The organism is Halomonas sp. DP8Y7-3 (assembly GCF_019801675.1).
GTDB lineage: Bacteria > Pseudomonadota > Gammaproteobacteria > Pseudomonadales > Halomonadaceae > Halomonas > Halomonas litopenaei_A.
This window is the reverse complement of the sequence record NZ_JAHVIO010000010.1, coordinates 185,340-208,951: the sequence shown is the minus strand read 5'-3', so window position 1 is coordinate 208,951 and position 23,612 is coordinate 185,340. Positions and strand designations below refer to the sequence as shown.

Genomic DNA, 23,612 nt, shown 5'->3' with positions numbered 1-23,612 from the left:
GACGCTGAGGCCGTCCTTGGCATGACGCAGCCACTCGGCACGGGTAAAATCTCTCGCCATGAGCCGACATCGCCCTTCTCGACCGCGCCCCCGTCCCGGCGCCAAAACAGCAGCCACAGGCCGCGCCCCTGGCAAGCTGCGTATCATCGGTGGCGACCACCGACGCCGACTGCTGCCCGTCCTCGACAAACCAGGCCTGCGCCCGACGCCCGATCGCGTGCGCGAAACGCTGTTCAACTGGCTTGGCGGTACGCTCTACGGCAAGCGAGTGCTGGACCTGTTCGCAGGTACCGGCGCCCTGGGCCTGGAAGCGCTATCACGCGGCGCCAGGGCCGCCACCTTCGTCGAGCGTGATGGCCAGGTCGCCAAGGCCATCAACGACAACCTGGCCACGCTCTCCATCAGCAGCGCCGAGGTGATCACTCAAGATACCTTGACGATGCTCTCGAACCCGCCCGAGGTAGCGTTTGACATCGCGTTTATCGACCCGCCCTTCCGCCAGGCACTGGCCGAACCCTGCTGTGCTGCGCTGGAGCAAGGCTGGCTGACCGACGATGCCTGGATCTATGTCGAGGTGGAAAGCGGACTGGAGCTGAGCGTACCGAAGCACTGGCATCTACACCGGGAGGTCAAGGCGGGCGACAGTTTTGGGCGACTCTATCGGCGTCATACGACGTCGAGCTGAGCCCTCTTACCGCCCCTTGCGACGTGCTTTCCGGGCCTCTCGACCAGTGCGCTGTGCCCAGGAAGGATGCTGGCACTCTCTATCAGACAGCGTCGCCGCGTCGCGACGCTTGTCCACCGACGAGCTCGGCGTTACGCTCGTGCCATCGGGGCGCGCGTTGCGCCCTCACCCCACGTCATGTCAGGAGACGAGGATGAGCACGGAACTCTTCAACCAACTCGAAAAGAAGGTCACCAGCGCGCTGGAGGCCCTGGAATTGCTGAAACTGGAAGCTGAGGAGTTGCGCGAGGAAAACGCTCGACTGAAGCAGGAGCGTGAGGAGTGGGAGCGCCGTCTGACGGCTATCCTGGGCCAACTCGACGACGTGGATGCAGAACAGGGCAGCGCGCAGCCAGCACCGGCGCACAGCGTCTAAGCATCACGATCCAAGCACCGCGATCTAAGCACCGCGAGCCGCACCGCCCGATCCGAGGGCTCCAAGAGGGGCCCTTGAAGAGGGCCCTTGAAGAGAGGCCTTGAAGAGAGCCCCTTGCATCTCGCGCGCTTAGGCCAGCGTCAACGACATCAGCACCGCGTCGACGCGTTCACCACCCGGCTCGTGGGCGGCGCAGTGGGCAGCATAGTAAGCGCGGCGAAGCCCATCCTGGGTGAAGCCGAGCGCACGATAAAGAGCGATCGCCTCAGCGTTATCCGCGCGGACTTCCAGCAGCAGCCTTTCTGCCCCCCAATCTCTTGCTTGCTCTACCAGCTGCGACAGCAACAAACGACCGAGCCCCTGGCGCCGCGCATCAGTGGCCACCAGTATGGCCTCCAGTTCGGCTTCAAAGGGCAGCCGCGACACCAGCGCGTAGGCGGCTAGACCTCCGTTGCTATCCTCGACTCCCAGCAGCAGACGCTGCTCATCGACGAAGGCCTGCTCAAGGGCCTGTGGCCGAGACAGTCGATGGGTCTGGGACGCCTCGAGAGCCTCGAGAGCAGCCAGGTCATCAGGCCTCAACTGACGCACCACGAAGGGCTCGGTGCCCCGTCCAGGCTGCTGCCCAGCACCCCGCCCGGCGGATCCGGTCGTCATGCCTCGCGGCCCTGTTGCCATAGGGTTTGCCAATCGGCACTCGACACCCACAAACGGCGCTTGGCCGTCGCACTGCTCAGCAGCTCATCAAGGCCTGGCCCACTCCATTGGGGGAGTGCCAGAGTGCTGGAATGCCCTGATTCACTGGCCGCTGTCGGTTCGGCGCCGGCAGCCTGCCCAGCTTCACCCAGGACCTGCATCAAGGCGTCTTCGTGGCCGAATACCAGCACGCGTTCAGGCGCCCAGCCCCGCCGGGCTCGACCAGCCACGAAGGCCTTGAGCCCTTGACGAGCCTCTTCCAGAGGACGCCTGACCGGCAACCCTTCCGCCAGAGGCCAGGTCAGCGTCTCGAATACCGGGCGCTGCTCGGCCGTCACTCCACTGCTGTGCAGGATGTTGAACAGCAGCCGCTGGTGCTCCACGCCCAACGGCGCCTGCTGGGCCACCAACAACAACCAGCGTCCATCGAGACAGGCCACCTGGCAGACAAAGCGCAGCGGCTCGGCGTCCTCGACACCCTCTTCTTCGCTGTCCAGTGCCGGTGTGGCGCTGGTCGCCTCATCATCAGGCACCATATCGCCCAGCAGTGCTCTCGCCTTGCGGGCGACCGGCGCTGCAGGCTGAGACGGCTCTGGAGACGGCGTCTGAGCAGTGGACGCCGCCGCGACGGCGACGCTGCTGTCCTGGGCAGCTTCGTGGCTGCGCGCTGCAGGCACCTCATCCAACAGCGCGTGCAAGCCTCGCGCCCCCGTTTCCGGCGGCTGCTGAGGCTCCAGCTCAGGCCAGTCACAGACCTCGGTTTCCCGCGCATTGGGAAACTGATACCGGGCGACCCAAGCGGTCAGCCCCATGGCATCCAGATAGGCCAGTCGTGTCGGCTCAGGCGTCACGAGCGCGAGCCACCCATGCAGTTGGGCGAGTCAGGGCGTGCCGCGCCACGGCTCTGCCACTCGCCGGGGGTGTAGAGGTGAAGGGCCAGGGCATGCACCGGGCCGGACAGCTCATCGGCCAGCAACGAGTAGATCTGCTGGTGACGCTTGACCGGCATCAGGCCGGCGAAACGCTCAGACACCAGCGTCACCTTGAAGTGGGTTTCCGAATTCGGCGGCACGCTATGCATGTGGCTTTCATTCTCGACCACCATTTCGGTGGGTTCGAGAGCCGCGAGCTTATGTTCAATGGTCGCCTGAATACTCATGATGAAATCTCTTGTCATTGCCTCGGTAGAGACGGCAAACATGGCTACGATGGACGTCAATTCGACGCACCCCTGCATGATTGTCGCGAAGGCACGACAAACCTTGCGGGCTGTCCTCAGTACTATGCCATTGTACGCATTCACAGCCTGGCTGACTAAGCTTGACCTGATGCCTCGCGGCGGGCCGCCTTCTTTTCTTCTCGGGCGATACGGTACGCACGCTGGGCCATCGGCAGTCGCACCAGGCTGATCACCAGCGCCAGCAAGGTGGTGGCAGCGCCCACCCACAACGACTGCTGAACCCCCGCACCGACCGCCAGACACAGGCCCACCAACGCCACCCCCAGCGACTGCCCCACCGTGCGGGTGGTACTCATCACGCCAGAGGCGTTGGCACTGCGAGACTTCGGCACGCTGGTCATCAACTCACGATTGTTAGGCGGCTGAAACAGGCCAAAGCCAGCGCCACACAGGGCCGTGCGCCATAGGCTATCGAGGGCCGTCGCATCGCTGTCCAGGCTGGCCAGGCTGAGCAACCCCACCAGCAGTACGGCAAGGCCGACACTAGCGACCAGACTGGGATTGAAGCGATCTGCCAGACGCCCGGCCAACGGACCGACAATCATGATGGTCAGTGGCCAGGGAGTGAACAACCAGGCGGTGTGCAGGGCCGAGTAGCCCATCTGCTGCTGATACAGAAACGACAGCGCGACGAAGGTCAGCCCCTGGCCGATAAAGGCCGTACCCTGGGCCGACACGGCCAGGCTGAAGCGTGGCTCGCGAAACAGTCCCAGCGGCAGCAGCGGATGCGGCGCTCGCCCCTGGCGATGGATGAAGGCCCACGCAGACCCCAGCGTCACTGCCAGCCACAACGCGATATCTAGCATCGGCGCACGATGGCCAATGGCATCCATGGCCATGAACAGCCCCGCCAGCATGGCCATGGACGCCAGCGCGCCAGGTCCATCGAAGCTACCCTCGCGGCGTGTTTCCCTGGGCAGCGCCTTCCACGCCATGAAGGCCGCGGCGATCCCCAGCGGCACGTTCAGCGCAAACAGCCATGGCCAGTTGGCCACCGACAGTACCAGCCCGCCGATAGAAGGACCTGCAGCATAGCCACCGGCCACCACCAGCGACGACAGGCCAAGTGCGCTACCCAACAGGCGCGAGGGAAAAATCGAACGATACAGGCTTGGCCCGATGGACAGCGTGGCTGCGGCGCCAACGCCCTGCAAGGCACGAAACACCAGCAGGGTCTCGAAGTTAGGCGACAGCGCGCTGCCCAGGGCGGCCAGCACAAACAGCGACAGCCCGGCGACGTAGACCTTGCGCCGACTGAGCAGCTCGCTGGCCGCTGCAAATACCAGCAGCATCGCCGCGCAGACCACCTGAAACAGGTTGGTGATCCATACGGCGCGGGCATCCGACACGCCGAGATCGCGAGCCATGGAGGGCAGCGCGATATTGATCATGGTGGTGTCGACCACCGCCATCAAGGTGCCCAGCACCAGGGCGATGACCGCCAGACGACGTTCCGGCCCGGGCAGGCCATCGTCGCCGTCACGGGTAGAGAACAGTCGACTCATGCAGGTATCGTCCCGTCCTGGGGCGTCATAGGAAACCAGCGCGAACGCTGACAGGACCGGCCTGGGCCGGTCCTGTCAGCAAAGAGACGCGTTGCACGTGCGGCAAGCAGGTCTGCCGCTGGGTGCGGAGCTCAGTCCTGTTCGAGGTCGGCCAGCAACTCGTCGTCAACCTCGGAGATTTCAAGCGCCGCCTCGCTATCCAGATCGATGGCCAGATAGCTGTGCTCGACTTGAAGGAAACGCTGGAACAGCGCCCAGTCCAACGATTCAGGCCACTGCCGCTCGTCCTCTTCCCAGGCGCGCAGCTCGTTCTCGAGCACCTCGAGATATCGCTCGCGAACGAAGGCTTCCAACGCCTCGGGAGTATCCATTTCTGGAATCAGGTAGACCGTACTCTCGCGGTCGACGTCGGACAGGTTGAGATCGTCATCGCCCATGGTCGGTTCCAGGGCATTGATCCAGTCAACAAAGTGCTGGGTGGGTCTGACGCTCAGTGCGGAGCGGTTGAGCAGTTTCATCGCGATCTCCTCGACGTCGAATCGCAGTCTCGAATCGCAGCCATTATGGGTGCTATGGGCGTCCCTTGCCAATAAAACCCGGCCGCTGCGGCGCGGTTTCGCCTGCGGCCGCTCGGAAAGGCTCCCAGCGGCCGCCCGTTTGGTTCACGCGTCGCCGGCTTCCGGGCGCATGGCCGGGAACAGCAGCACGTCGCGAATCGACGGGCTGTCGGTGAACAGCATGACCAGACGGTCAATCCCGATACCCTCACCAGCGGTGGGCGGCAGCCCGACTTCCAGTGCGCGCACGTAGTCGGCGTCGTAGTACATTGCCTCCAGATCGCCGGCATCCTTCTCGGCAGCCTGGGCACGGAAGCGCTCGGCCTGGTCCTCGGCATCATTGAGCTCCGAGAATCCATTGGCAATCTCGCGGCCGCCGACGAAGAACTCGAAGCGATCGGTGACGAACGGGTTGGCGTCGTTGCGGCGTGCCAACGGGCTCACCTCCGCCGGATATTCGGTGATGAAGGTCGGCTGATCCAGACGCGACTCGGCCACTTCCTCGAAGATCTCGGTCTGCAGCTTGCCAAGCCCCCAGCCGTCCTTGACCTTGATACCCAGTCGGCCGGCCAGGGCGCGGGCAGGCTCGAGTTCGTCGATGTCCGCTGCCTCGATGCCCTCGCCGTGGGCCAGAATCGCCTCACGCAGGGTCATGCGCACGAACGGCTGACCGAGATCGTAGGTGGAACCCTGGTAAGTCAGGGTGGTGGTGCCCAGCACCTTCTGAGCGATCTCCCGCAGCATGGTTTCGGTCAGGTCCATCAACGCCTGGTAGTCCACGTAGGCCCAGTAGAACTCGACCATGGTGAACTCAGGGTTGTGGCGGGTGGAAAGCCCTTCGTTGCGGAAGTTACGGTTGATCTCGAAGACTCGCTCGAAGCCGCCTACCACCAGGCGCTTGAGATAAAGCTCCGGCGCGATACGCAGGTACATGTCGATGTCCAGCGCATTATGGTGGGTGACGAAGGGACGCGCGGTGGCCCCGCCGGGAATCGGCTGCAGCATCGGGGTTTCCACCTCCATGAAGCCGCGATCCTCGAAGAAGCGGCGCATGGCGCTGATGATGCCGGCGCGAGTCTCGAACACCCGACGCGAGTCCGGGTTCATGATCAGGTCGACATAGCGCTGGCGGTAGCGCGCTTCCATGTCGGTCAGGCCGTGGAACTTGTCCGGCAGCGGACGCAGGCTCTTGGTCAGGAGCTTGGCCTCACGCATCATCACGTACAGGTCGCCCTTGCCGGATTTGTGCACCGGGCCATGGCCAGCCACGATGTCGCCGATGTCCCAGCTCTTGATGTCCTCGAGCAGGGCGGGATCGAGCCCCTTCTTGTCGACGTAGAGCTGAATCTGGCCGCTGACATCCTGAATCACGATGAAGGGACCACGCTTGCGCATGATGCGCCCGGCCACGGCCGCCTCACGCCCCAGCGATTCCAGCGCTTCCTTGTCCTTGTCGCCAAGCTCGGCATCGAGTTCGGCCGCCAGGCTGTCACGGCGAAAGTTATTGGGAAAAGCACTGCCACCTTCGGCCTCGGCCAGCTTGCGACGGGCGGCAAGCTTGGCGCGGCGTTCCGCGATCAGACGGTTCTCTTCGGCGGCGGCGTCCTGAGGGGAAGGCGTATCCTGTTGGGCCATGGCTAGTCGTCTCTGTCACGAAGGGGAAGGCCAACGAGCGACCTTCCCGGATGGTCCCGGCAGGGACCCATGAATGATGGTGGCGAAAGGCCCCAGGCACGAGCGCCTGGGGCTGGGTGGCGGCGTCGACGGTCGCTTAGAGCCCCTGCTTGAGGCTGGCGACGATATACTGGTCGAGGTCGCCGTCGAGCACCTTGTCGCAGTTGCTGGACTGCACGCCGGTACGCAGATCCTTGATGCGCTGGTCATCCAGCACATAGGAGCGAATCTGGCTGCCCCAGCCGATGTCGGCCTTGGAGTCTTCCGCTTCCTGCTTGGCGGCGTTGCGCTTCTGCATCTCCAGCTCCCACAGCTTCGCCTTCAACTGCTTCATGGCGAAGTCGCGGTTGGCGTGCTGGCTACGCTGGCTCTGGCAGGACACCACCACGCCGGACGGCTCATGGGTGATGCGCACCGCTGAGTCGGTGGTGTTGACGTGCTGACCACCGGCGCCACTGGAGCGATAGGTGTCGACGCGAAGGTCCGCCGGATTGATCTCGATCTCGAAGCTGTCGTCGATTTCAGGCGACAGAAACACCGACGCAAACGAGGTGTGGCGGCGACCGCCAGAGTCAAACGGACTCTTGCGCACCAGGCGGTGTACGCCGGTCTCGGTGCGCAGCCAGCCAAAGGCGTACTCGCCCTGAATATGCACCGTAGCCGACTTGATGCCCGCCACTTCACCGGCAGACAGCTCAGTGATCTCGGCCTTGAAACCGTGGGCCTCGGCCCAGCGCAGATACATACGCAACAACATGTTGGCCCAATCCTGAGCCTCGGTGCCGCCAGAGCCTGCCTGAATGTCCAGGTACGCGCTGTTCTCGTCCATCTCACCGGAGAACATGCGACGAAACTCAAGCTTCTCGAGATTGGCCTGAAGCGAATCAAGCTCCTTCTCGACTTCCGCCACGGTCGCTTCGTCGTCTTCCATCTCGGCCAGTTCCAGCAGGTCACGGCTGTCGCCGAGCCCCTGGTCCAGCTCGTCGATGGTGGCGACCACCAGCTCCAGCGAGGCGCGCTCCTTCCCGAGCTTCTGAGCGTAGTCCGGGTCGTTCCAGACCGCCGGATCCTCGAGCTCGCGGGTCACTTCTTCTAGCCGATCTTTCTTTTCGGCATAGTCAAAGATACCCCCTAAGAACATCTGTCCGCTCAGACAGGTCCTTGATCTGGTTGTGAATCGGATTGGTTTCCAACATGGTGCTCGCCTTGTGTTGTCCCTCGCCACAGGGCGGCCAGGGCACGTGAAATGGGCTTTGGTCGAACGTCGCCAGGGGCAACGCGATAAAGGGGGAGCATTGTAGCCAAAACGTCTAACCCCGTCATCCTGACCAGGGCGGCCACCCCTCATGGCAAAAGGGCTCGCGCTGGGCTATCGACGAAACGCAAGACGCTATGAAAATTTTCGTCTGGACAGCACCAGCGACTCAGCGCGATGGTCATTAGCGACTAAGCGGGCTTAGCCGATGTCGCACACCTTGTGCGACCTTCTCAGGCTAGCCGCAGGCGCTACCAACGGCCCTGCCCGCCACAACAATGCCAACATCAACAAGGAACTGACATGATCGCGATCCGTCCTCGCTGGGTGCGTCAGCTAGGGCTGGCCTCTGGCCTGACCCTGTCCACGCTGGCTGCCGTCATCGCCGCACCGGCCATGGCCGAGACTCTCGACCTGGGCGTCACCGGCGAACTCGCCTCCTTCGACACCTCCCAAATCTCGGGCGGTATCTGGGAATCCCAGATCCTGATGGACGTCTACGAGGGCCTGGTCAAAAAGTCTCCGGAAGGTAAGGTCCTGCCCGGCATGGCCAGCGACTGGCAGGTCTCCGAGGACGGCAAGACCTGGACCTTCAGCCTGCGCGAGGATGCCCGCTGGTCCGACGGCGAACCGGTCACCGCCGAGGACTTCGTGTTCGGCTGGCGCCACCTGCTGGACCCAGCCAACGCCTCCAAGTACGCCTACATGCTGTACCCGCTGGTCAACGCCAGAGAGGTCAACACCGGCGAGCTGCCCCTGGAAGAGCTTGGCGTGGAAAGCCGCGACGATGGCCGCACTCTGGTCGTCCAGCTAAACCAGTCCACGCCTTACTTCCTGCAGCTGTTGACCCACTACACCGCCTACCCACAGCCGCAGCACACCTTCGAGCAGTACGGCAAGGAGTACGTGGATCTCGAACACATCGTCACCAATGGCGCCTTCACCCCTACCGAGTGGATCTCCCAGTCACGCATCACCACGGTCAAGAACCCCGAGTACTACGAGGCCGACCAGGTGGCGCTGGACGGCGTGCGCTACCACACCATCGAGGATCGCAACGCCGGCGTCTCGCGCTTTCGCGCAGGCGAGCTGGACATCATGCGCGAGTATTCCTCGAGCATGTATCCGCTGTTGAAGGAAGAGATCCCCGAGGCCACCCATATGGCCACCTACCTGGGCAGCTACTACTACGTGTTCAACCATCGCGACGGCCATCCCACCGCCGACCCCAGGGTGCGCGAGGCGCTCAACATGGCCGTACGCCGCGACGTCATCGCCGACAACATCATGGGCGGCACCTTCCAGAAATCACTGTCCTTCGTGCCCGATGGCATCGATCACTACCAGGTCCAGAACGCAGCCTTCGACGACGCCGAGGGCAACGACATCACCGGCGATTTGAACGCCCGCATGGCCCGCGCCAAGGAACTTCTCGAAGACGCCGGCTACGACCAGGGCAACCCGCTGACGCTGCGCCTGCGCTACAACACCACTGACGAGCACAAGAAGATCGCGGTAGCAGTGTCCTCCATGTGGCGACCGCTGGGGGTCGAGGTGGAGCTGGTCAACGCCGAGGCCACGGTGCACTACCAGACCATCGCCGAGGGCGACTTCGACGTGGCCAGGGCCGGCTGGATTGCCGACTACAACGACGCCGAGAACTTCCTCGCGCTGCTGCGCTCCGGCGTCGGCAACAACTACGGGGCCTATGCCAACGAGGCGTTCGATACCCTGTACGACGAGGCGGCCACGACCCTCGACCTGGACGAGCGCAAGGCCATCCTGGAACGTGCCGAGGCCCTGGCCATGGACGACGACGCGCTGATCCCGATGCTGTACTACGTCTCACGCAACCTGGTGAACCCGGCGATCAGTGGTTGGGAAGACAACATCGAGGACGACCACCCCTCACGCTGGGTTTCCTTCGAGGAATAGACGAGGACAGCGTGTCACCGTTGGCCTTCAATGAGCCCGAGGCATGCCCTCGGGCCCATGTCGCCGCTGGCTGGCGTTCCTTTCGCCCTCTCATCCTGATCAAGGAAATGCCCATGTTCCCTCCCGCGCTTCGTGGTGTCTTGCCCTCGGCCGTTCTGGCCAGTACCCGCGCAACGCTGCTGTTGGCCTCGGCGTCGCTGGCGCTTGGCGCTCAAGCCGCCACGCTGCAGGTAGGCAACGGTGCCGAGCCCAGTACCCTGGATCCGCAGAAGGTCAACGGCAACTGGGAGAGCCGGATCACCCGGGAGCTGTTTGATCGGCTGATCAATTACGGCCCCGACGGCTCACTGGAGCCGGGCCTGGCCGAATCCTGGACGCTGTCCGACGACGGCCTGGTCTACACCTTCACACTGCGCCAGGCTCACTGGTCCGACGGCGAGCCGATCACCGCCGACGATGCCGTCTTCGCGCTGCAACGTCTGGTGACGCCGGCCACCGCCAACCACAACGCCAACCTCTACTACCCCATCGTCAACGCCCGAGCGATCAACACCGGGAAGGCCGAGCCGGAGAGCCTCGGCGTCAGCGCGCTGGACACCCACACCCTGGAAATCCGGCTGTCCGAGCCCACCGCCTATTTTCTTCAGGCCATGGCGATGACCGAGGCCGCCCCCCTGCCCCGTCACCTGCTTACCAGCGGCGTCGAGGACTGGACCCGGCCAGGCACCCTGGTGGCCAGCGGCCCTTTCGTGCTGGCCGACTGGAAGCCCCAGGACAAGGTCGAGGTTAGCCGCAACCCCCACTACTACGCCGCCGATGAAGTGGCCCTCGACGGTGTCGACTTCCACGCCATCGAGGACACCTCGGCGCTGATGAATCGTTTTCGCTCGGGCGAACTCGACATCGCCTACGGCGCGGTGCCTTCCGCGCGGTTCGACTGGGCCCAGGAGAACCTGAGCGAATCGCTGCGGGTCGGTCCGCTGATCGGCAGCTACTTCTATATGCTCAACCTGCGTGACGGCACGCCGCTCAGCGATAAGCGGGTGCGCGAGGCGCTGAATCTGGCGCTCGACCGCGAGGTGATAACCGAACGCCTGCTGGGCATGGGCCAGACGCCGTCCTACTGGTTCGTGCCGCGCACCATCGCCTCGCCCACCTCGGCAAGCCTCGACTTCCATAACCAGGACATGGACAGCCGCCGAGCCAGGGCCCGGATGCTGCTGGATCAAGCCGGCTACGGGCCCGATCGACCGCTTGAACTTGAGCTTTCCTACAACACCCTGGAAGACCACAAGAAGATCGCCGTGGCCATCGCCGCCATGTGGCGCCCGCTGGGTGTGGAGATCGAGCTGGTCAATCGCGAGGCGGCGGTGCACTTCGCCGGCCTGCGCCAGGGCGACTTCGAGATCGCCCGCTACGGTTTCGTGGCCACGGTCAACGACCCCTACGACTTCCTCAACGCCTACGCGGCGGGCGGCTCGGCGGCGGCCAGCACCGGCTACGCGGATCCCGAGTACGACGCCCTGGTCGAGGCCAGCACCCATGAGCTCGACGTGGACCGACGCGCCGCGCTGATGACCGAGGCCGAGCAGCGCCTGCTGGAAGCCGACGTGATGCTGCCGATCTACGACTACGTGGTCGTCAATCTGGTCTCGCCGGACGTCGAGGGCTGGCAGCCCACGGCGCTCGATGTGCATCCGCTGCGCTACGTGTCCGTGGACGAGGCAGCCGCAAAATGAGCAAGCCCGGCCCCACCCTACCGCTGGGACACCCTCGCCCAGCCCCGATCCATGAACCCATTGGGCGCGGCCGCGAACGCCCCGCCCGCCGCCGCAAGCGAGGAACGGCACCATGCTGAGCTATACCCTCAAGCGCCTGGCTCAGGCCATTCCGACGATGCTGATCGTCATCACCATAGCCTTCTTTCTGATGCGCATCGCTCCCGGCGGCCCCTTCGACGGCGAACGCGCGCTGCCACCAGAGATCGAGGCCAACCTGATGGCCGCCTACCACCTGGACGAGCCGCTGTGGCAGCAGTACTTCCGCTATCTGGGCAACCTGGCCCAGGGCGACTTCGGCCCCTCGTTCAAGTACAAGGACTTCACCGTCACCGAGCTGATCATGCAGGGCTTTCCGGTCAGCCTTCAGATCGGCGGTCTGGCGATGCTGCTGGCGCTGGCGATCGGGCTGCCGCTGGGCATCATTGCCGCGCTGAAACGCAATACCGCCGTGGACTACGCGGTCATGGGCACGGCCCTGGCCGGGATAGCGGTGCCCAATTTCGTGGTCGCCCCGGTGCTGGCGCTGGTCTTCGGGGTCATGCTGGGCTGGCTGCCTGCCGGTGGCTGGAACGACGGCGCCCTGCCCAATCTGATCCTGCCGGTGATCGCCCTGTCGATCCAGCAGATCGCCTACATCGCCCGCATGATGCGCGCCAGCATGATCGAGGTGATGGGCAGTCACTATATTCGCACCGCCCGGGCCAAGGGCCTGACCGAGGCCGAGGTGGTCTGGCGCCACGCGCTGCGTCCGGCGCTGCTGCCGGTGACCTCCTACCTGGGTCCGGCCATCGCCGGCATCATCACCGGCTCGGTGGTGATCGAACAGATCTTCGGCATCCCCGGGATCGGGCGTTACTTCGTCCAGGGCGCGCTCAACCGGGACTACACCCTGGTGATGGGCACGGTGGTGTTCTACGGCGCGCTGATCGTGCTGATGAACCTGATCGTCGACCTGATCTATTCCGCCCTCGACCCCCAAATCCGCTACGACGACTGAGGCGACGCCATGACCACCGATACCCTCGCCCCCAGCGCCCCTGCCGGCGACAGCCTTGGCCGCGATGCCTGGCGGCGCCTGACTCAGAACCGCGCCGCCATGGTCAGCCTGTGGCTATTGGGCACCATGACCCTGGCCTGCTTTATCGGCCCCTGGCTAACCCCCTGGGGGCTGGCCGACGTTGACTGGAACGCCTTTGATGTAGGACCCACCCTGGAGGGTGGCCACTGGCTCGGCACCGACGCCAACGGCCGGGATCTGCTGACCCGAACCCTCTACGGGGGCCAGGTATCGCTGTCGGTGGCGCTGGTGGCGACCTTCGTCAGCCTGATCATCGGCGTGCTGTATGGCGCCATCTCCGGCTATGTCGGCGGTCGCCTGGACAACCTGATGATGCGCTTCGTCGACATCATGTACTCGCTGCCCTTCATGTTCCTGGTGATCCTGCTGATGGTGGTATTCGGCCGCAACATCTTCCTGATCTACGCCGCCATCGGCGCGGTGGAGTGGCTCGACATGGCCCGCATCGTGCGCGGCCAGACCCTGGCGCTCAAGCAGCGTGAATTTGTCGAGGCGGCCCACGCGCTGGGCGTCAAGGACGGCAAGATCGTCACCCGTCACCTGATTCCGAACGCCATCGGCCCGGTGATCGTCTACGTCACCCTGACGGTGCCCAAGGTCATCCTGCTGGAGAGCTTCCTGTCCTTCCTCGGCCTCGGCGTGCAGGAGCCGCTGACCAGCTGGGGCGTGCTGATCTCCGAGGGGGCCGACATGATGCAGACCTCACCCTGGATGCTGCTGGTGCCCTCGGTGTTCCTGGCGCTGACGCTGTTCTGCCTGAACTTCCTCGGCGACGGCCTGCGTGACGCCCTCGACCCCAAGACCCGCTAAGTGACGACGGAGACGCGACCATGACCGACACACAACATAAGCCACCCCGTCGTCCCGCCCGCGAGGCGCTGCTCGAGATCGAGGGGCTCAGCGTCAGCTTCGAGCTGCCTCACGGCACCGTCCAGGCGGTCAAGGACGTGAGCTTTGCCATCAGCCCCGGCGAGACCCTGGCGCTGGTCGGTGAATCCGGCTCGGGCAAGTCGGTGACCTCCACCGCTGCCATGCGCCTGTTGCCGGAGCTGGCCCGGGCCGAAGGGGTGATTCGCTTCAAGGGCGAGGAACTGCTGAGCGCCACGCCCAAGCGCATGCGCCGGATTCGCGGTGGCAACATCGCCATGATCTTCCAGGAGCCGATGACCTCGCTCAATCCGCTGCACCGCATCGGCGACCAGATCAAGGAAGTGCTCGACCGCCACCAGAACGTGAAAGGCAAGGCAGCGACCGCCAAGGCCATCGACCTGCTCGAGCAGGTCGGTATTCCCGAGCCAGAGCGGCGCATCGCGAGCTATCCCCATGAGCTGTCCGGCGGCCAGCGCCAGCGGGTGATGATCGCCATGGCGCTGGCCGGCGAGCCGGAACTGCTGATCGCCGATGAGCCCACCACGGCGCTGGACGTGACCGTTCAGGCCCAGATTCTGGATCTGCTCAAGGACCTCCAGCGCCGTTATGGCATGGCGATCCTGTTCATCACCCACGACCTGACCATCGTCAAGCACTTCGCTGACCGGGTCTGCGTGATGCGCCACGGCGAGCTGGTGGAACAGGGCGTCACCGCCGAGGTCTTCGCCAACCCACACCATGACTACACGCGCATGCTGATCGACGCCGAGCCGCGAGGACGCAAGGCCACGGTACCTGACAGCGAGCCCATGGTGCTGGAAGCCAAGGATATGCGCGTGCGCTTCGCCCTCAAGAAGCGCCTGTTCGGGCCCAGCGAATATTTCGAGGCGGTGCGCGGCATCGATGTCACCATCCGCCGCGGCCAGACGGTGGGTATCGTCGGTGAATCCGGCTCGGGCAAGTCGACCCTCGGGCGTGCCCTGCTCAGGCTACTCAAGAGTCAGGGCGAGATACGCTTCCACGACACCCGCCTCGACGTGCTCGACAAGACCGCCATGCGGCCGATCCGCTCGAAGCTGCAGGTGGTGTTCCAGGATCCCTACGGCTCGCTGTCGCCACGCCTGACCGTGGGCGACATCATCGGCGAGGGGCTCAAGGTCCATGCCCCGCACCTGTCCCGCGCCGAGCGCGACGCCCAGGTGATGGCCAGCCTGCAAGAAGTCTCGCTGGATCCCGCCATGCGCAACCGCTACCCCCACGAGTTTTCCGGCGGCCAGCGCCAGCGCATCGCCATCGCTCGGGCGCTGGTCCTCAAGCCCGAGTTCCTGCTGCTGGATGAGCCCACCTCGGCGCTGGATCGCTCGGTACAGGTCACCGTCATCGACCTTCTGCGCGAGCTGCAGCAAAAGCATGGGCTGACCTATCTGTTTATCAGCCATGACCTGGCCGTGGTGCGGGCGCTGGCCGACACCGTGCTGGTGATGAAGGACGGCCAGGTGGTGGAACAGGGCAGCGCCGAGGACTTGTTTGCTGCCCCCAAGACCGAGTACACCAAGCGCCTGCTGGCCGCCGCCATGCTCGACCAGGTGGCGTAACGAAGGGTCGCCAGCATGACACCAGGCTCTGCCTAGACAGCGCCTGGTGTGCGATGGCAGCGGTCGCCGCCTTCGCTATTGCTCGCTTGGTGTCCTTACTCTGCCGGGTGCTCACCTGCGTAGACGCGCTCGGCCTGGGCCAGCGAGCAGCTCATCAGCAGGTCCAGGGCACCCAGCGACTGGTCGCTGACGAAGGGGTGTGGAGCGCCTTCCTCACGCTGCTTCAAGGCCTCGATACGCTGAAGAGAGTTGTCCCGGGTGGGATGGTTGGAGAGAAAGACATCGACGTCATGTTCTGCGGCGATCGCCTTCATCCGCGCGGCTGAGGCTGAGTACTCACGCAGGCGAGCTTCATCCGGCCCGAAATTGAAACCGGTGCCTCCCCAGAGCACGGCGTGGTGGGTCGACTCACCATCCTTGAGTGGAATGACCAGCGACAGTGTGCCCGGCGTATGACCTGGGGTAACGTAGGCGTCGATAGAGGTATCACCAAGGGTGATCGCTTCGCCATCGGCCACGGTGACATCACGGACCGGAGGCTCGCCCCAGCGCGGGTTATCGATCGCCAGCTCCGGCTGCTCCAGCGCTGTCCAGTCAGCATCGCTCATCACTACCTGGGCACCGTAGGCGTCGACCAGATATTGCTGACCACCATAGTGATCACCATGGGCATGGGTCACGATCAGGGTAGTGATGTCGCCAGGATCAAGCCCGAGATCGACGAGCCCTTGCTCGATAAAACGCTCGGCTTCCTCATTGTTGTTCAGGGCATCGATCAGAATGATGCCCTCACTGGTGGTGACCGCCCAGCTCGCGACGCCCGGAGTACCGACATAGTAGAGGTTATCAAACACCCGGGTCGGCATTGGTTCTGCCGGGCCGCGCCGGTTTTCCCGGTGGGACTCACGATGCTCGTGCTCGGCGCCACTGCCCTTGGGACGCTGCCCTGCCACCTTGAGACGAGTGGACAGGTCACACAGGCTAGCCAACCCCGGAAACGCCTGACCGGCAGCCAGGCCCCGTTCGGCGATCGCCTGAGCCAGGGTATCGGGCGCTTCGCTGTCAGCAACGTCCGCCACTGCTGACAGGCTGATCAGCGCCACCGGCAGACCTAGACCCAGCGTGATCGCCTGCCGTGCCACGTTTCGCCGAGTCGGATTGGATAGGTGCTTCATTTTCAGTTCCTTAAACGAAATCAGGGCGGTATCGATTCGATAGAGGCCGGTCATCACGTGCTCAGAATTCCATCTCCAGCCCAACCCAATAGCGTCGTCCATCATCAACATGGCCGAAATTGTCGTAGTCGATATCCTTGTCAGTCAGGTTGTAGATGCCTGCCAATAGCTCTAGCCGAGGCGTCGCCTGCCATCCCAGGCCGGTGTCCCAGGTGGCATAGGATGGGGCACGAATGGAGGTACTGCTGTTACTCGACAAGTTGACCGGCTGGCTTTCCTCACCACGGAAGGTAAAGCGCAGCCAGGGCGCTAAGCTGTCACTGGCCTGCCAGTTCAGCGTGGTTGTGAACAGGTGGCGCGGCACCTGGGTCAGAGGCTGTCCCTCGTTGTCACCGCTCTTCTGCTCGGAGTCGGTGTAGGTGTATGACGCCAGGGCCTGAACTCGCTGCCCTACTGGCATGGTGAGACTAGCTTCCACTCCCTGGGTAATAGCGTCATCAATGTTGACGTTGGTGCGAGCATCCGGATCCCCCGTCGCCGCATCGCCGCAGTCACGGCCCCCGCAGCCCACGGTGGCAATCTTGTCATCGAAGTCGTTGTAGAACAGGGTCAGGCTGGCCTGCAGGCCTCCGGCGCCATCATGGACCAGCCCCATCTCGTAGCTGCGAGACTCTTCCGCATCCAGATCCGGGTTGCCGTAAATATCGCCCCCACGACTCTCCTGGACCCACTCCCCTGACAGCTCACGCAGGTTAGGCGCACGAAAACCAGTGGACATGCCACCTTTCATCGTCCATTCGTCGGCAAAGTCCCACACACCATAAAGACGGGGGCTGTAGTGGTCGCCGAAGAACTCGTGATCATCCATGCGAAGACCTGCGGTGAGGGCAACGCGGTCCGTCAGAAACCACTCATCCTCGACAAACAACGCGTACTGATAGACGGTGATCTCGTCGGTATCGGAGAGCGCATTGGTCGTCGTATCCTGAAGCCTTTCGTCTTCCCAGGTAGCGCCAAAGGTGACGAAGTGATCGGCCAACGGCAGCACCCAGCGCGAATCGGCTACGGTGTTGCGGATCTCGATATCGCGCCCAACGTTGTCGGTCTCTTCCCGCTGGAGGTAAGAATCGGAGGTCATGGCGCCCCACCTGCCCTGATGGGAGAGCGCTAGCGTCTTGTGCCGGTTCTCGGTTTCGCTGTCGCTTGATCGCTCTGGCAATGAAAATCCCGCCCGGCTGGTGCGCTCCTGCTTGCGCCGACTGGCATCAAAGGAAAAGGCGTGCTCGTCGCTTGCCTGCCAGGAGAGGCGAGCCGCCAGATTGTCGAACTCGCGCTTGGCATAGCCCCGCTCGATCTTGTCTTCCTGACGATGCTGGTATTGGCCACTAAGCTGCACACCGAGCACATCGTTGATCAAAGGTCCCGACACATATAGCTGGTTGTTGAATTCGTTGCCGGAATCGCTGTCTTCCTGAAGTGTCGCTTCGCTGCGCACGCTGGTGACCCATTCATCACTGACCTTGCGGGTGATGACGTTGATCACGCCTCCTATCGCGTCGGAGCCGTACAGAGTCGACATGGGCCCCCGGATGACCTCGATACGCTCGATGGCGCTGAGCGGCGGCAGCCAGTCCTTCTGAAAGCCGCCACCACCACTGGGCTGGGATTCCCGAGAGGTTTGGCGGCGGCCATCCACCAACCACAGCGTGTATTGGGGGGGCATACCCCGCAAGCTGATATCTTCACCGTCGCCACCTCCCGTGACGACAACCCCTGGAACATCCTGGAGAGCATCGGTGATGTCACGATATGCACGCCTCTCCAAGGACTCGCGAGTGACAACACTGACGGAAGCTGGGGCATTGCTGACGGTCTGCTCGTAACCCGCGGCAGTGACGACGATATCGTCGAGATTGATGTCATCCTGAGCGTGGACCACCAGCGGGGCAGCGCCACCCAGAGGAACAAACACCCAAGGGAGCAAAGAGCGTGAGAGCATGGAGAACACCAGTATCGTCAATTCGTATTGAACGTTATTAGTTCTCAATTCTAGAGAGGTCGATGCCGTCCAAACAGCGTTAAGCGGCCTTTTGGCCATGCTTTCGTCACAACGGCATGTTCTATTTTCCGCAACCATGCCGCTCGTACCCATCGCCGCAGATGGCTATCGCCCTCGTCCACAGCGCCACGTTGACGGTTGCGCCAAGCGGCAATGCGAATCCTCGGGAAAGCGCTGAGCGCAATGAGAGACCAGGCGCCCGCAGCACAGTCCATGGCGCCTATGTGATACAGATGAAGAATGAGAGCATCGCGCAACGTAGCGAATCGTCCACGCAGCTGTTTCTACCGTGGTTCCTTAGCTACCTACCAACGACAGCGCCCCCTCCTGGGAGGGGGCGCTGCGGGGCTAATGTCAGTGGCCGTGGTCTTGCAGCCAAACGGATCAGAAGCGGTAGGTGACCTGGGCGCCGAAGGCCTGGGCAGTGTTCTCGAAGTCCGCCTCATAGGTGCCGCGGTTTTCCTCTTCCTGGGACAGTTCTGCGTCGGACTCATGAATGTAGCTGTAGGCCACGTCCACGGTCAGATCCGGCATGGGTGTCCAGCCGGCACCGAGTGAGAAGATGATGCGGTCATCGGACGGCACCCGCACGCTGCGATATTCGTCCTTGATCGGTGTCTCGTCGTAGGCAAGGCCGGTACGCAGGACCCACTGGGGATTCAGCTGGTAGGTGGTACCCACGGAGTACTGCCAGCTGTCCTCGTAGTTCTGGGCCTCGACGATCTCGGAAAAGTCATTCTCAACACGAATCTCATCGAACTCGCTCCAGTTGGTCATGGCGGCGCCGGCCATCACCGTCCAGCGGTCATTGATCTGGTGAGTGGCCGAGAAATCCCAGACGGCAGGCAGGGTAATGGACAGATCGGCATCAACTCGCGGAGAGATAGTGCCCACTTCGATCGCCCCGGGAACGTCGCGGCTAAGCCGAGGAACGCGCACGTTGGTAAAGCGCGCCTTGCCCTCCAGGTCATACTCCACTTCGGAGTGATAGGCGAAGCCAAAGGTGGTGTGTTCCCAGGGCTTGTACATGGCGCCCAGGGTATAGCCCCAGGCGTTGTCATCACCCTCGATATCCACATCGCCTTCACCCGCGATAGCATTGCCGCCCAGAGGCGCACCGGTTGCGGCGTCGAACAGGCCTACGGGGCCACCCTGGGTATTGGCGGTCAGCTCGCCGTCGATCTGGTTATAGGTCAGACCGAAGCCCGCCGAGAACTGTTCGCTGAACTTGACCGAGATGGTCGGCTGGACGGTCACCACCTCGACCTTGCTGCGATCGCCAAAGAAGCGGCCCTGGAATTGACCTTCGTAGTCGGTGATCAAACCGAAGGGCGCATACACGCCGAGACCGAAGTGCAGGTTGTCATTGATCGGCTGCACGTAGAAACCGAACGGAATCACACTGTTGGGCACCATATCGCCTTCGTTGGAGTCCGTCGCGCTGTCATTGGTATTCTTGATATCGGTATCTACGGTCAGGAAGGCGGCACCGGCGGTGACCTGAGCGCGATCAAGAAACGACATGCCGGCGGGGTTGCCGAACACGATGCTGGCATCATTGACGGTAGAGGCGCGGCCCGCATTGGAAGTGCCCTGCCCGCTGACACCTTGCTCATTCAGCTGGAAGGCACCGGCCATGGCTTGACCAGAAAGAGCGGAGGCGGCCACGGCAACCGCCAGGGTCAACGGCTTGACTTTGTTATAGATCATCTCGACGTCCTTAATATCAGCAAGCGTGTCGGCGCATTTATTATCGGCTGGCACCGCCTTTGTTAGCGGGCTTGATCGCAGTGTTTGCGAAGGCGGGCGAGAGTTCAAGGCCAAACGTTCGTTTTAATAGCTAATTTGCTCATACTTTGGTCCAACGAATTTTGCTGATAACGTCAATTCAGTGACTTAGGACTTCATCCTCTGCTGTTTACAGCATACAAAATATCCCCTTGACCATTGGGTAACACAAAGGTTTTACACTGACATTGCACCACATCGCTCCCTGTTCCGCGCCACCCCGCCCAAGGAGACAAGATGAAAGTCAGTGAACTGGCCATATCCGTAGGGGTCACCTCCGAGACCGTTCGTCACTACACCCGAGAGGGCTTGCTGTCCCCGAGCAAGGACCCAGCGAACGGCTATCACCGCTACTCGGAGCAGGATCGTGAACGCCTGAGCTTTATTCAGCGCGCCCGCACCCTGGGCTTCAGCCTGGCCGACATACGCCAGATCCTGGTTCATGCGGACCAGGGAGACTCTCCCTGCCCACTGGTCCGCGACCTGTTGGCGGAGCGGCTGCCGAAGATACGCCAGCGTATTGCGGAACTGGAAGCGCTGGCTCAGCGCATGGAAGATGCCATGCACAGCTGGCAACACCTGCCCGACGGCGTCCCGGACGGACACAGTCTGTGCCGTCTGATCGAAAGCGTGCCGAAGGCGTCCGTACCGGAATCCACCACGGCCAGACAGCAGGAGTCATCATGAATCACCTCGAGGAGCACCAGTTTCAGGTGAGCGGAATGTCCTGCCAGGGCTGCGTCGGGCGCATGCGCCGGGCCATCCAGGAGCGTGACAACACGGCCAGGGTCGAAGGTGATCCCGGGAGCGGCAGGCTCTCGGTCGCCTCGGCACTCGGTGCCAGTGAGGTGAAAGCCCTGCTGGCACAGGCCGGCTACCCCGCCGAGCACACTGACGCCACCAACCCTCCGGTCTGTGACGACCCAGCGGCCTGTGGCAAGGCGACGACCTCCCCCGTACCGGACGAACCACCCTCACAACCCGACGCCTCCACCGCTTCGGCCCAGCGTCTGGCGATCCAGGGCATGACCTGCGCAGGCTGTGTCGCTAGCGTTCAAAAGGCTCTGGCGCATACCCCCGGTGTCGAACAGGCAGACGTCAACTTTGCCTCTCATACGGCACGGGTGCGGGGCAGCGTCGATCCCCAGGCACTGGTGCAAGCGGTCGAGTCGGTGGGATATGGCGCCACGCCCATTGTCGACCTGCGCGAGGCGGAAAAGCAGCGAGCACAGCGCAACCAGCAGGACTACCGGCGCATGCTCAAGGGCAGCATCGCCTCCCTGGGGCTCGCCGTCCCCCTGATGATCATGATGCTGATCCATCACCCGGCCCCAACCGGCGTGGCGCGTCTTGGCTGGGGACTGGTCGGTTTGGCGACCCTGGCAGTGCTGATCGGCCCGGGGCGCCAGTTCTTCCGTGGCGCCTGGAAAGCCCTGCGTCATCATCAGGCCAATATGGACACCCTGATTGCCCTGGGCACCGGTACCGCCTGGCTGTATTCCATGGTGGTGGTGCTGGCAGCGCCCTGGCTACCCGAGGCCGCCCGAGGCCTCTATTTCGAGGCGTCCGCCATGGTCATCGGTCTGGTGCTGCTGGGCAAGGCGCTGGAGCTGCGCGCCCAGGGGCATACCTCCGAGGCGCTGCATCGGTTGCTCGATTTGCAGAGTCAAACCGCCCGCCTGGTGACCCAGCATGGTGATCAAGAAGTCGCCATCGACGACGTCACCGAGGGCGACCTGATCCGGGTACGACCCGGCGAACGCCTGCCGGTGGACGGCCAGGTGACCGAAGGCAGCAGCTACATCGACGAATCGATGCTGTCAGGGGAGCCGGCCCCCGTCGCCCGCGGGCCAGGGGACGAGGTCAGCGCCGGCACCGTCAACGGACGCGGCTCACTGGTATTCCGCGCCACCCGCATTGGCGCGGACACGCGGCTGGGGCGGATCACCGAACAGGTGGCGACGGCCCAGGGGTCGAAGCCGCCCATCGGCAATCTCGCGGACCGGGTGTCTGCGGTCTTCGTGCCCAGCGTCATGATTATCGCGGTGTTGACCGCTCTGGCCTGGTACCACCTGGGCCCCGAACCGGCGGTGATTCACATGCTGGTCACTGCCACCACGGTGCTGATCATCGCCTGTCCCTGCGCCCTTGGGTTGGCCACGCCGCTGTCGACCATGATCGGGGTAGGCAAGGCGGCCGACCACGGCGTACTGATCCGCTCGGGCGAGGCGCTGCAGACGGCCAGTACGCTGACCACCCTGGTGGTCGACAAGACCGGCACACTGACCGAGGGACGTCCCAGAGTGACCGACGTGCACTGGTTCGATTCGCGTGGGCTCGAACGCTCATCGCTGCTGGCACTCATCGCGAATCTCGAGAGCCGGTCCGAACACCCGGTGGGGGAAGCGCTGGCGCGTTTCGCCGAGCAGCAAGCCGCCTCCGCTCACCACGGCGACGTCACCGTCGACGACTTCGAGAGCATCACCGGTCAGGGGGTCAAGGCACGAACAGCGCAAGGGCCTACGCTGGCGATCGGCAACGGGGCATTGATGGAGGCACGAGGCATCGATCTGCACGCCGCTGTTGACACGCTACCTGACTGGCAACAGCAGGCACGCACCCTGGTCTATGCTGCGCTAGACGATCAACTGACAGCAGCCTTCGCGATCGAGGATCCGCTGCGCGAGGACAGCCGAGACGCCATCGCTCGCCTCCAGGCCGATGGCATCAAGGTGGTCATGCTGACCGGCGACAACGCCGCCACCGCAACAGCCATCGGCGAAGCCGTCGGCATCGACGAGGTCCATGCGGAGCTGTCGCCCAGTGACAAGCATGCCGACATCGAACGACGCCAGGCCCAAGGGGAGATCGTCGGCATGGTAGGTGACGGCATCAACGACGCGCCAGCGCTGGCCCGCGCCAACGTGGGCTTTGCCATGGGCCAGGGCACCGACGTGGCCATTGAAAGCGCCGGCATCACGCTGATGCGGCCTTCTCTCCACGGGATCGCAGCGGCCATCGAGATCAGCCAGGCAACCTTGAGCAACATTCGCCAGAACCTGTGGGGCGCCCTTGGCTACAACGCCCTGTGTATCCCCATCGCTGCAGGTCTGCTGTATCCGCTGACAGGCACCCTGCTGTCACCGATGATCGCCGGCGCGGCAATGTCCGCTTCTTCCATCACCGTGGTCGCCAACGCCAACCGACTGCGTCTTAAACGGCTGCAGGGTGCTATGACGCAGCCCTCGGCAGACGCCGACTCTTCTACAGCGTCAGGAGTCTCTTCATGAGTATCATCGTGACA

At 63.5% G+C, this 23,612-nt stretch carries 19 protein-coding genes; 9 read left to right on the top strand and 10 right to left on the bottom strand.

What is annotated here, in order from left to right; translation table 11 throughout:
- Window positions 1-58 precede the first annotated feature (58 nt).
- A complete protein-coding gene (gene rsmD, locus KUV86_RS13620) occupies window positions 59-685 on the top strand; it encodes a 16S rRNA (guanine(966)-N(2))-methyltransferase RsmD (protein WP_222485177.1) in 627 nt (208 codons plus the stop codon).
- 193 nt (window positions 686-878) lie between these two features.
- Window positions 879-1,100: a cell division protein ZapB gene (gene zapB / locus KUV86_RS13615; RefSeq protein WP_206940392.1), complete on the top strand. Its 222-nt coding sequence runs from the start codon at window positions 879-881 to the stop codon at window positions 1,098-1,100.
- Between the two features lie 129 nt (window positions 1,101-1,229).
- Here zapB and KUV86_RS13610 read toward each other — a convergent pair whose 3' ends face one another.
- The 7 genes from KUV86_RS13610 to prfB form a co-directional block, all read right to left on the bottom strand.
- Window positions 1,230-1,757 carry a GNAT family N-acetyltransferase gene (locus KUV86_RS13610; RefSeq protein ID WP_222485175.1) on the bottom strand — a complete coding sequence of 176 codons (528 nt, stop codon included), beginning with the start codon at window positions 1,755-1,757 and terminating at the stop codon, window positions 1,230-1,232.
- Window positions 1,754-2,647, bottom strand: a complete 894-nt coding sequence (locus KUV86_RS13605; RefSeq protein ID WP_222485172.1) for a hypothetical protein — start codon at window positions 2,645-2,647, stop codon at window positions 1,754-1,756. The genes KUV86_RS13610 and KUV86_RS13605 overlap by 4 nt, the downstream gene beginning before the upstream one ends.
- A complete protein-coding gene (locus KUV86_RS13600; protein ID WP_222238901.1) occupies window positions 2,644-2,955 on the bottom strand; it encodes a BolA family protein in 312 nt (103 codons plus the stop codon). Before KUV86_RS13600 ends, KUV86_RS13605 begins: the two co-directional genes overlap by 4 nt.
- Before the next feature lie 155 nt (window positions 2,956-3,110).
- Window positions 3,111-4,541, bottom strand: a complete 1,431-nt coding sequence (locus KUV86_RS13595; protein WP_222485170.1) for an MFS transporter — start codon at window positions 4,539-4,541, stop codon at window positions 3,111-3,113.
- A 131-nt stretch (window positions 4,542-4,672) separates the two neighbouring features.
- Window positions 4,673-5,059 (bottom strand): hypothetical protein, encoded by a 387-nt coding sequence (locus KUV86_RS13590; RefSeq protein ID WP_206940401.1) that lies wholly within the window; start codon window positions 5,057-5,059, stop codon window positions 4,673-4,675.
- Between the two features lie 144 nt (window positions 5,060-5,203).
- Window positions 5,204-6,733, bottom strand: coding sequence for a lysine--tRNA ligase (gene lysS / locus KUV86_RS13585; RefSeq protein WP_222164023.1), 1,530 nt, complete (start codon window positions 6,731-6,733; stop codon window positions 5,204-5,206).
- A gap of 136 nt (window positions 6,734-6,869) precedes the next feature.
- Window positions 6,870-7,968 (bottom strand): peptide chain release factor 2 gene (gene prfB, locus KUV86_RS13580; RefSeq protein WP_347401316.1). Its coding sequence is split into 2 segments (ribosomal slippage): window positions 6,870-7,892 and window positions 7,894-7,968, totalling 1,098 coding nucleotides; the frame shifts between segments, so codons are not numbered across the junction.
- A 362-nt stretch (window positions 7,969-8,330) separates the two neighbouring features.
- Here prfB and KUV86_RS13575 point away from each other — a divergent pair.
- From KUV86_RS13575 to KUV86_RS13555, 5 genes are all read left to right on the top strand, one after another.
- Window positions 8,331-9,962, top strand: coding sequence for a peptide ABC transporter substrate-binding protein (locus KUV86_RS13575; protein ID WP_222485169.1), 1,632 nt, complete (start codon window positions 8,331-8,333; stop codon window positions 9,960-9,962).
- 113 nt (window positions 9,963-10,075) lie between these two features.
- A complete protein-coding gene (locus KUV86_RS13570; RefSeq protein WP_222485167.1) occupies window positions 10,076-11,701 on the top strand; it encodes a peptide ABC transporter substrate-binding protein in 1,626 nt (541 codons plus the stop codon).
- Window positions 11,702-11,813: 112 nt separating this feature from the next.
- The gene (gene oppB, locus KUV86_RS13565) at window positions 11,814-12,740 is read left to right on the top strand and encodes an oligopeptide ABC transporter permease OppB (protein WP_222164021.1); all 927 of its coding nucleotides are present in this window, start codon (window positions 11,814-11,816) and stop codon (window positions 12,738-12,740) included.
- A 9-nt stretch (window positions 12,741-12,749) separates the two neighbouring features.
- Window positions 12,750-13,631, top strand: coding sequence for an ABC transporter permease (locus tag KUV86_RS13560; protein ID WP_222485165.1), 882 nt, complete (start codon window positions 12,750-12,752; stop codon window positions 13,629-13,631).
- 20 nt (window positions 13,632-13,651) lie between these two features.
- Complete coding sequence (locus KUV86_RS13555) at window positions 13,652-15,286, top strand: ABC transporter ATP-binding protein (protein ID WP_222485163.1); 1,635 nt, start codon at window positions 13,652-13,654, stop codon at window positions 15,284-15,286.
- Window positions 15,287-15,381: 95 nt separating this feature from the next.
- Here KUV86_RS13555 and KUV86_RS13550 read toward each other — a convergent pair whose 3' ends face one another.
- From KUV86_RS13550 to KUV86_RS13540, 3 genes are all read right to left on the bottom strand, one after another.
- Window positions 15,382-16,461, bottom strand: a complete 1,080-nt coding sequence (locus KUV86_RS13550; RefSeq protein WP_222485161.1) for an MBL fold metallo-hydrolase — start codon at window positions 16,459-16,461, stop codon at window positions 15,382-15,384.
- A gap of 61 nt (window positions 16,462-16,522) precedes the next feature.
- Window positions 16,523-18,460, bottom strand: coding sequence for a TonB-dependent receptor domain-containing protein (locus tag KUV86_RS13545; RefSeq protein WP_222485159.1), 1,938 nt, complete (start codon window positions 18,458-18,460; stop codon window positions 16,523-16,525).
- Window positions 18,461-18,904: 444 nt separating this feature from the next.
- Window positions 18,905-20,230, bottom strand: coding sequence for an OmpP1/FadL family transporter (locus KUV86_RS13540; protein WP_222485157.1), 1,326 nt, complete (start codon window positions 20,228-20,230; stop codon window positions 18,905-18,907).
- A 315-nt stretch (window positions 20,231-20,545) separates the two neighbouring features.
- On the opposite strand from KUV86_RS13540, the gene KUV86_RS13535 reads away from it, so the two are divergent.
- Together KUV86_RS13535 and KUV86_RS13530 are read left to right on the top strand one after the other, a co-directional pair.
- Window positions 20,546-20,995, top strand: a complete 450-nt coding sequence (locus KUV86_RS13535; RefSeq protein ID WP_222485156.1) for a MerR family transcriptional regulator — start codon at window positions 20,546-20,548, stop codon at window positions 20,993-20,995.
- Entirely contained in the window at window positions 20,992-23,598 is a 2,607-nt protein-coding gene (locus KUV86_RS13530) for a heavy metal translocating P-type ATPase (protein ID WP_242520704.1), read from the top strand. Before KUV86_RS13535 ends, KUV86_RS13530 begins: the two co-directional genes overlap by 4 nt.
- The last annotated feature ends 14 nt before the right edge of the window (window positions 23,599-23,612 follow it).